General features: G+C 67.0%; 7 protein-coding genes and 2 pseudogenes. 3 read left to right on the plus strand and 6 right to left on the minus strand.

The window, feature by feature from the left end; all coding sequences use genetic code 11:
- Positions 1 to 27 precede the first annotated feature (27 nt).
- Positions 28 to 1,269 (minus strand): IS110 family transposase, encoded by a 1,242-nt coding sequence (locus ACWD35_RS44000; protein WP_451356951.1) that lies wholly within the window; start codon positions 1,267 to 1,269, stop codon positions 28 to 30.
- A gap of 423 nt (positions 1,270 to 1,692) precedes the next feature.
- On the opposite strand from ACWD35_RS44000, the pseudogene ACWD35_RS44005 reads away from it, so the two are divergent.
- A pseudogene (locus ACWD35_RS44005) lies at positions 1,693 to 2,124 on the plus strand (transposase); the annotation flags it as partial.
- 373 nt (positions 2,125 to 2,497) lie between these two features.
- Here ACWD35_RS44005 and ACWD35_RS44010 read toward each other — a convergent pair.
- Positions 2,498 to 3,457, minus strand: coding sequence for an RNA polymerase subunit sigma-70 (locus tag ACWD35_RS44010; protein ID WP_451356952.1), 960 nt, complete (start codon positions 3,455 to 3,457; stop codon positions 2,498 to 2,500).
- A 47-nt stretch (positions 3,458 to 3,504) separates the two neighbouring features.
- The gene (locus tag ACWD35_RS44015) at positions 3,505 to 4,245 is read right to left on the minus strand and encodes an SDR family oxidoreductase (protein WP_451356953.1); all 741 of its coding nucleotides are present in this window, start codon (positions 4,243 to 4,245) and stop codon (positions 3,505 to 3,507) included.
- A gap of 338 nt (positions 4,246 to 4,583) precedes the next feature.
- On the opposite strand from ACWD35_RS44015, the gene ACWD35_RS44020 reads away from it, so the two are divergent.
- Entirely contained in the window at positions 4,584 to 5,606 is a 1,023-nt protein-coding gene (locus tag ACWD35_RS44020; protein WP_451356954.1) for a barstar family protein, read from the plus strand.
- Between the two features lie 100 nt (positions 5,607 to 5,706).
- Here ACWD35_RS44020 and ACWD35_RS44025 read toward each other — a convergent pair whose 3' ends face one another.
- The 3 genes and pseudogenes from ACWD35_RS44025 to ACWD35_RS44035 all read right to left on the minus strand — a co-directional run bounded on the left by ACWD35_RS44025 (position 5,707) and on the right by ACWD35_RS44035 (position 7,783).
- Positions 5,707 to 6,096, minus strand: coding sequence for a hypothetical protein (locus ACWD35_RS44025; RefSeq protein WP_451356955.1), 390 nt, complete (start codon positions 6,094 to 6,096; stop codon positions 5,707 to 5,709).
- Positions 6,097 to 6,269: 173 nt separating this feature from the next.
- Positions 6,270 to 7,151: pseudogene (locus ACWD35_RS44030) on the minus strand (IS256 family transposase); the annotation flags it as partial.
- A gap of 143 nt (positions 7,152 to 7,294) precedes the next feature.
- Positions 7,295 to 7,783, minus strand: coding sequence for a DUF4265 domain-containing protein (locus ACWD35_RS44035; RefSeq protein ID WP_451356956.1), 489 nt, complete (start codon positions 7,781 to 7,783; stop codon positions 7,295 to 7,297).
- A gap of 148 nt (positions 7,784 to 7,931) precedes the next feature.
- Here ACWD35_RS44035 and ACWD35_RS44040 point away from each other — a divergent pair, with 148 nt between their 5' ends.
- Positions 7,932 to 8,357, plus strand: coding sequence for a DUF4259 domain-containing protein (locus ACWD35_RS44040; protein ID WP_451356957.1), 426 nt, complete (start codon positions 7,932 to 7,934; stop codon positions 8,355 to 8,357).
- The last annotated feature ends 88 nt before the right edge of the window (positions 8,358 to 8,445 follow it).

Consider the following 8,445-nt stretch of genomic DNA (forward strand, 5'->3'; position numbering starts at 1 on the left):
AAGAAGACATCCGATGCGGAAGAACTGTCAAGCAGCAAGGGACAGGTGGGGTTCTCGCGTGGTCGGGAAGGCCACCTCCTCGTCGAACGGGACGCGGTGAGTCAGGCAGTGGTGCAGGCAGCCGATCATCCGGTTGAAGAGGTTTCTCTGCGCGGCGGTGTGGCGGTCTCCGGCTTCGCGTCGGCGGTCGTAGTGGGCTCGTGCTCCGTTTGAGTGGGCCATCGCGGCGAAGGCCCACATATAGCCGACGCCGGCCAGTCTCTGGTTCTTGACCCTGCGGGCCGTGACGGACACGCTCTTGCCAGACGCCCTAGTGACAGGGGCGGAGCCCGCGTACGCTTTCAAACCTCTCGCGTCGGTGAACCGGTTCCGGTCATCGCCGATCTCGGCCAGGACGCGGGCTCCGCTGAGTGGACCCAGTCCCGGAAAACTGGTGATGATCTCCGCATCGGCATGGGCCTTGAACGCCTGCATCGATGCTTCGGCCAGATCGTCGGCACTCACACACGCGGCCTCCAACTGCCGCAGCAGTGCGAGCGCCTGTCGCCCCATCGCCTCCTCGACGAGGGGCAGATGACGCATCTGCGGCATGCGGAGCTCACTGTGAAGGCGCTCGACCTCCCTGTCGATCGTGTTTTTCCGCCCGGCCTTCTTCAACAAGGCCCGAAGCTGTGTCCGGGTGAGCTTCGCGGCCTGCTGAGGGGTGGGAGCCGCGGCCAGGAGAGTCCGGGCTATGGAGTGGAAGATGCCCTCTCGCCGGTGGCTGACGGCGGTCAGGAAGCCGGGGAAGTACGCGCGCAGGTGGGAAGTCAGTTTGTTGCCGGCCTGGGTGCGGTCCCAGACTGCGTCCTGCTGAGCGCGGGCGAGTACGGCGACGGCCTGGGCCAGCTCGGAGTCTGCAGGAAGCTGACGGTGAGCAGCGGCATCGGTCCGGAGGATGTTCGCCAGGACCATGGCGTCCAGGTGATCGGACTTCTTGCGGGAGACTGTGTGCCGGTCCCGATACCGGGCTGCGGCCATCGGGTTGATGGCATAGACGGGGCGCCCCGTCGCCCGCAGGCAGGCGACCAGAAGACCTCGTGAGGTCTCGATGGCCACGGGGATGGGATTCTGCGGGGTGTCGCCTTGTTCGGCGAGGATCCGTAGCAGCTGGTCGAGCCCCTCCGCGGTGTCATCGATGCGAGCGCGGGCCAGCAGCGATCCCGTTTCGTCGATGACAGCTATGTCGTGGTGGTCGCTGGCCCAGTCGATGCCGCAGAATGCTCCCACTCGCCTCACCCTTTGCTATCGGACCTGTGTTTTGGCTGGTCACAGCCGTGCAGGGCATGCGTCTCCCTAATGGAAGGGCTCGGTGGCCCGACATCCGATTAGTCGTTCATGACCCCAGCGACCTGCGGGGCCCTCGGTCTGAACAGGAGCTCGACGGCTCCGAGAACGTGGGAGGTGATCCCCGCAGGGGGCTTGGACCACGATCATCATCGGGTTGATCGCTTGATCGGTCACGCCGCCGATGGCGAGCGCCAGCACGCGCCAGTCTTCTTTGAGAGCTCGCAGCCCAGATCGTCGGCGGGCATCGTGCTGACGCCGGCGACCGGCGGCGAGAGAGAGTTGGGGCCAGTGAGCCGGTCTACACATAGAGCCGATCGCTCAGGTGATCAGTAGGCTTCAGTGACCCCAACTGCCGCCCATTAGATCGTCGGCAGGAAACGGGGCATCCTCACCGACACGATCGGACTCATCCTCGCCGTGACTGTCACCGCCGCGAGCCTGTCCGAGAACGCCGTCGGGATCCGGCTCCTCGACCAGGCCAAGAAGACCTACCCGACCATCTCCAAGAGCTGGGTCGACACCGGCTTCAAGAACGCCGTCATCGAGCACGGCGCCAGCCTCGGAATCGACGTCGAAGTCGTCAACAGAAATCCCGGAGTTCGCGGCTTTCACGTTGTCAAAAGGCGCTGGGTTGTCGAACGAAGTATTGGTTGGATCATGCTGCACCGACGCCTCGCCCGAGACTATGAGACCCTGCCCGCCAGCTCCGAAGCCATGATCCACGTCGCCTCGATCGACAACCTCACCAAGCGCATAACGGACGAGACGACACCCACCTGGCGAGGAACTTACTAGGAGATAAAGGGCAATCCACCTAGATCAAACGCCCTCTCAGAACTTCGGGAGGCACTCGGACAGCGCCGTGTTCGATGTTCATGAGAAGTGGCAGCACCCGGCCGCCGATCACGGCTGTGATGCAGGCTCGCAGGAATCCGCTGAGGCCGTTACTCCGTCAAGCATGCGCGAAATGAGCCGAGGGCACCGACCAGCACCTGGTCCACACCCGCCGGCGCGGCGAGGAGGGCTTCAAGGCATGGATGGAGGGCCCCATGCAGGCCGCCGACTCCACCTTCTGGTTCTTCGAGGTTGTCCGGTCCGCCAGCCCGCATGCCAGAGCCGGGACGGGACGAATGTCACGCTTCGGGCTTCGGGAACCCAGTGGCGCGCATCAGTGCGTTTCGAGGCGGTGGGCGAAGGCCGCGACCAGGGACGGGTCGTTGAAGGCGGTGATCCGGGCGATGCGGTCTGCGCGCTGGGTCAGGACCTGGATGCCATAGGGTTCGTACCGCCCGCCGCCCGCGTGCTTGTGGACGACGAGGGCCGGCTGACCGTTAGCGCGGGTGGGGGTCATCCGCCATAGGTGCGGGCGCAGGACGCGGGCGGACAGGAAGCCGATGACGGCCCGGCGGCCGGTGAACCAGGTCGGGGTCGGGGGCATCTCCAGCTCGACGTCGGCGCGCAGCAGGTGCACCAGCGCGTCGGGGTCGGCGCGGGTGAAGGCGTTGACATAGTCGTCGAGGAGGCCGCGCTGGGTCTCCTGGTCCGGCTCGGCCAGGTCGTCGGCGACCGGTCCGGCATCGGCCAGGCGGGCCCGGGCGCGGCGGAGCGCGCTGTCCACGGCAGCGGTCGTGGTGTCCAGGATCTCGGCCACCTCGGCCGTCCGGAACCCGAGCACGTCGCGCAAGGTCAGCACGGCGCGCTGGCGGGCGGACAGGAACTGGAGTGCGGCGATGAATGCGAGGCGCACTCCCGTCCGCGTGGCCACGATCGCCGCGGGGTCGCCGGCGCCGAATCGTGCGTCCGGCGCCGGCTGGAGCCAAGGCACTGTCGGCTCGCGGGGAGCCACCGCCACACGGTGATCGTCCGACGGCGCGCCCAGTCCCGACGGCAGAGGCCGCCGGGATCGCGTCTCCAAGGCCGTCAGGCAGGCCATGGTGGCGATCTTGTACAGCCACCGCCGCACCGAGGAACGGCCTTCGAAGCCGTCGAACGCGCGCCACGCCCGTAGATAGGTCTCCTGGACCAGGTCTTCGGCGTCGTGGATCGAGCCAAGGAGCCGGTAGCAGTGCGCGAGCAGTTCCGGCCGGAACTGCTCGGCCAGAGCGGTGAACTCGGGGTTCGACGGCATTGTGGGTTCTCCTCGGAGTAGCGGCGGGGGCCACCGTAAGCGGTGGATCAGTCGATCGGGTTCAGCCCGGCGCCGCGGACCCGGTACTCCGGGCCGCTGTCCGGGGCCCCGGCGAGCTCCACCACAGCCTTGCCGATCTGTTTCAGGGTGAGGATCGGCTGCCGCCCTTCGATGAAGGTCTCCCGGTCGACGCCTGCACGCGCGGCGTAGCCCGTGACCCCTGCATCGCCCACCCCGCCGACCGGAGTCATGTCCGGCAGGAGCGTGACGAACCGGATGCCCAGCCCGGCCCGCTGTGACTCCTCGGCGCCGTACTGGCGCAGGTACCGGATGGCGGCCTTGGCGCTGGCGTATCCGCCGCTGAGCGGGGAGCCGCCCAGCGCGGCTCCGCTGGACATCGAGAGCACGACGCTGCCCGGAGTCAGCGGCGCTCGCAGAGCAGCCCCAGTCCAGGCGAAGACGTGCCGCGCGTCGACCTCCCAATTGCGGCTGAAGGTCTCCCAGGTCTGCTCATGCACGGGCGCCATGTGGGGCGTTGCCCCGGCGTTGAGCACGAGCAGACCGGGCCGGTGGGTACGGATCGCCTCCTCGGCGAGGGCTTCGCCGGTGGCGTCGGCGGCGACGGGCGTGAACGCCGGCCCGAGCTCGCCGCGTACGGCGTGCAGCTCCTGTCCGTTGCGGGCGATACCGATGACATGGGTGCCACGGGCCACGAGCGCGGCGGCGATCGCACGCCCGAAGCCGCGGCTCGCACCGGTGACGACGGCGGTCTGGATGTGATCTGGCATCGGAGGCTCCACGTGCTGGTCGGGTTCGGTCGCTAATCAAGACCAGCGGGAGGAGAGAAAACCGTCGTCCCAGCGGAAGAATCTTTCGACGGCGCGGACGGCTTACCTCCCGCACCGTCCTCGAACGGGACACCGCCCGCACGGCCCGGACGCCGGTGACATGACCGCGGGCCTGGAGGGTGGCGCGCAGGTGAAGGCGATCCTGAGGCTCGCAACGTTCTGCGGGATGCGGGCTCATCGAGGTTGCCCATGTCCAGGGCGCCGACGTCCCTGAAGACGGAGAGGGCAGCCGCCGCACCGGTGGTCTCCTTGTAGCCCCAGCGACCGACGGTGACTCGGTGATCGAGCACCCCGGCAGGGGCTGCTCCACACCAGTGCTGTCGAAAGTCCTGAACATTTCGACTCACTCACCAGCGTCGGCTGCCTCCCGAAGCAGTGCACAAGTGCTGTCAGTTCTCGCGAACAGAGCCAGTCCGGCCATGCCGACCGGAGACAGCCCAGACATCACTGCCAAGCACTGGCAGGACTGTACGGACGTGTACGACTTCCTGGACCAGATCCGCCTCCGGCCCGGTGCATGGCTGCCCGGCGGGTCGCTACACCATCTGCCCTCCATGCTGATCGGCTACCAGGTAGCCCTCGGCGCGCACTCCATCGAAGAGCCCTGCGACTTCTGGCACGGCGGAGCCTTCAGCCAGTGGCTCGGGACACGCCTTGGCGGCAACAGCGCGCTCGGTTGGGCAGCCGACATCGAGCGCGGCACCCCCGACGGCTCGACTCCCATCGAAGAGTTCTTCCGCCTCCTCGACGCCTACCGAGGCGACATGGCGCACCATCCGGCGCCAACCACAGCAACGAACCGGCTTCCCGGCATCGAGTACATGAACAACACGTTCGTCACCCTCTTCTGGCGCCGACGACTCCTCACACAGGCCATGGCGCGGCTTGAAGGACTCGGTTTCCGCGTCGTGCACCTCGCAGCAGGCAAGTGGACCACGGAATATGACATGCACCGTGCGATCGCCGCCGCGCTGTACTTTCCCGGGTACTACGGGAACAACCTGGACGCCCTCAACGACTGCCTCAAAGACGTGGCCTGCTACGGAGGCTACGACGACGCGGTCGAAGGCGCCGGACTCGTACTGTCCTTCACGGACTATGACCGCTACGCCGCCGCGTGTCCCAAAGCAGCTCAGGCCGTGCTGGACATCATCGCCGACGAGGCCCGCAGGGCCTCGGTGCTTCACCGCCGCTTCTTCGCCCTGGTCCACAGCAACAACCCGGACATCAGGTTCGAACCCATCGGAGCCATGCCCGTCATGTGGAACAGCGACGAATGGGCGGACAGCAACCGCGGCTGAGAGAGTGGCACCAGGGGGAACGATTAGAGCAATAGTCAATACCTGTGGATGTTGAAGCGCCCCGCTAGGTGCAGGCGGGGCGCTGGGTCGTGCGAATAGGTCAGATAGCCCAGAGGGTCGGGCCGTCCTGCCCCCTGCTCGCCTCGGTCGGGTAGATGTAGGCGTAGTCGATGCTGCACGGCATGTACCAGCCGGTGTTGTTGTAGCCGGACTGGGTTATGTCGTTCCAGTTCTTCGTGTAGGTGTGCCCGCAGTTGTCGTGCGCCACAACGTAGAAGCGTTCGTCGGTGGTGGCGTTGCCGTTGTCGACAACCCAATAGACATGGTTAGTGCCGGAATCGCAGATGTAGTACCCGGCCCCGTAATAGCTGTGGTACGTCTGCGTGCACCCGCCGATGACGGCAGCACTCGCGGTGCCTGCGGTGCCGACCACTCCGGCGGCTGCCAGTCCGAGCGCGGCGACCGTGCCGGCGATCCTGTTGAGACGCATGCGTTTCCCCCTTCTCGGCAGGCCACTGGCGCGGCCCCAGAAGGATGCTAGCGGCGGTGAGTGGTCTGCACACTAGCGATGCCCGCGTTCGTCCCGTTCGGCGGTCAACTCGGCTATGTACTATCTGACTTCCGCCCCCAGCGCGGCGGCGAGCATGCGCCTGGCGCCCTCGCGGACGATCTCGTCCAGATCTCCTGCATCGCCTTCGTCGCGCCGGGCTGCGCGGACTTGGGCAGACAGTTGGTGACGTTGCGGGATTTGTGAACCCAGCACCTCTGCGGCCTGGCTGCCGGGAACACCTCGGCGAGCGCCCGCCAAAGGCCCATGGCGCCGTCGCCGACCACCAGCTCGGGGTCACGCATACCGCGGCGGCGGCAGTCGCGCAGCAGGTCAGCCCACGACTCGGTTGACTCGCGCAAGCCCTCGGCCAGGGCGATCAGCTCCTTCGTGCCGTCCAGCCGGACCCCGAGCAGGACCAGGACGCACGAATGGGCCTGCCCGAGGCGGACCTTCGGGTGCACGCCGTCGGCCCACACGTAGACGAAGTCGCGATCGGACAGGTCACGGGTCTGGAAGGCGGCGTGGTCCTCGCTCCACTGCTTGGTCAGCCGGGTCACGGTCGCGGCCGACAGGCCGGCCGTGCCGCCGAGGAACTGCTCCAGCGCAGGCACGAAGTCCCCAGAGGACAGCCCGTGCAGGTAGAGCAGCGGCAGCACCTCGGAGATCTTCGGCGACTTGCGGCACCACGGCGCCAGGATCTTCGAGGAGAACCGCTTGCGCTCACCGGTCTCGTGGTCGACGCGGCGGTCGTTGATCCGCGGGGCCTTGACCTCGACCGGGCCGGCCGCGGTGACCACGGTCCTCGCCTTGTGATGGCCGTTGCGGACCACGAGACGTCGGCCGTGCTCATCGGTCTCGGCGGACAACTCGGCTATGTACTGGTTGACTTCCGCCTCCAGCGCGGCGGCCAGCATCCGCCGGGCGCCTTCCCGGACGATCTCGTCGATCAGCGAACCGGACTGAGTGGAGCCGTCGTCGGTGACTACGCTGAGCACGGCGTACCTTCCCGGCCCGCGCTGCAACGCGGGCCTACTCGGAGACCTTCAAGGGATCATCGGGAAGGTACGCCTTCCGCGTCCCACCCGGCACCGATCCACAGGTTCCAAGCATTGCTCGACGATCAGCGCCAACACGGCAGTCAGGTAATGGCCGCGGCTCGCCAGGCGGTGGTGACGCACCCTTCTTCCCAGTGCCACCATCCCTCGGCCGCCCCATGCTCCAAGAACTTCCGAACTCGTGGCAGGTCCGCATCCGGCGGGACATCGAGAGCCACCATCCGGAAGCGCTCGATCCCCTCGCCGATCGTGCCGAGGCGATGAAACGTCTCCAGCACGGTCTGCCGGGCTGCGGCTGAACCACCATCCCTCACAACGATCAAGCGGATGGTGCAATTCTCCGAACCCCGGACGGTCTCGCCGGCCCAGCGGCACCCGTCATCGTCGGCCTCCACCCGGATGACGTCCCCACTGGCGACCCCGCGCACGAACCATGGAGTGTTGTCCAACCGCACCGTTCCATCGCCGAGGTCCACCGCCCACAGACTCTCGACACTCGCCGGCGGCCAGCCGTCCTCGTCCGTCTCCAGCCGGAAGTGGACCTTCACGTGCTTCTCGCTGATGCCCGTCACCGCACCATCATCCACATCTCATCCAAGCTCTGCGATGTCTGGCAGCCGTTCCCGAACCCCGGCGTACTTCACGCTGGTCTGGACCGCGCGGCCGCTGTCAGTGGCCTCTGTCAGGATTCCTCGGTCAGCACCATGATCGCGAGAGACTATGGGCACTTGGGACGTCGGCCCCTTCGACAACGACACCGCAGCGGACTTCTGCGGCGACCTTGACGAGGCAGCCGCAGGCGAACGTGAGGGCATCGTTCGCGGCGCTCTCACACGTGTGATCGACACCGTGGACTACCTTGAAGCGCCCGAATCAGAGGTAGCCGTGGCCGCGGCCGCCCTCGTCGCGGCGCAGTGTCCCGGGGGTGAGCCTGCTGATCCCGTTTACGGGCCGGAAGAGCTCCTTCCTGATCTCACCGGCCTGCGCGATCTGGCCCGTCAGGCCCTCGACCGTGTCATGACCGAGCCATCAGAGCTGATGGAGCTCTGGGCCGAGTCGGATGGCGCCCCCTGGCATGCGAACATCCGCCAGCTGCAGAACGTGCTCCTGCCACAGCCTCCCGGAGAGCAGCTCAGCCTGATCTGACCCACCGCGACCGCTCCTCGAGTCCTACCTGAAAGGCCACCATGAGCTGGGACGTGCTCCTCCTCCGCCTGCCCGACGACGTCACCTC

The sequence above is a fragment of the Streptomyces sp. NPDC002671 genome, assembly GCF_053592475.1.

Excerpts from the sequence above, each read along its gene's own strand:
- ACWD35_RS44010 (WP_451356952.1), bottom strand. The coding sequence starts at position 3,457 with ATGCCGTCGAACCCCGAGTTCACCGCTCTGGCCGAGCAGTTCCGGCCG.
- ACWD35_RS44040 (WP_451356957.1), top strand. The coding sequence starts at position 7,932 with ATGGGCACTTGGGACGTCGGCCCCTTCGACAACGACACCGCAGCGGAC.
- ACWD35_RS44025 (WP_451356955.1), bottom strand. The coding sequence starts at position 6,096 with ATGCGTCTCAACAGGATCGCCGGCACGGTCGCCGCGCTCGGACTGGCA.
- ACWD35_RS44015 (WP_451356953.1), bottom strand. The coding sequence starts at position 4,245 with ATGCCAGATCACATCCAGACCGCCGTCGTCACCGGTGCGAGCCGCGGC.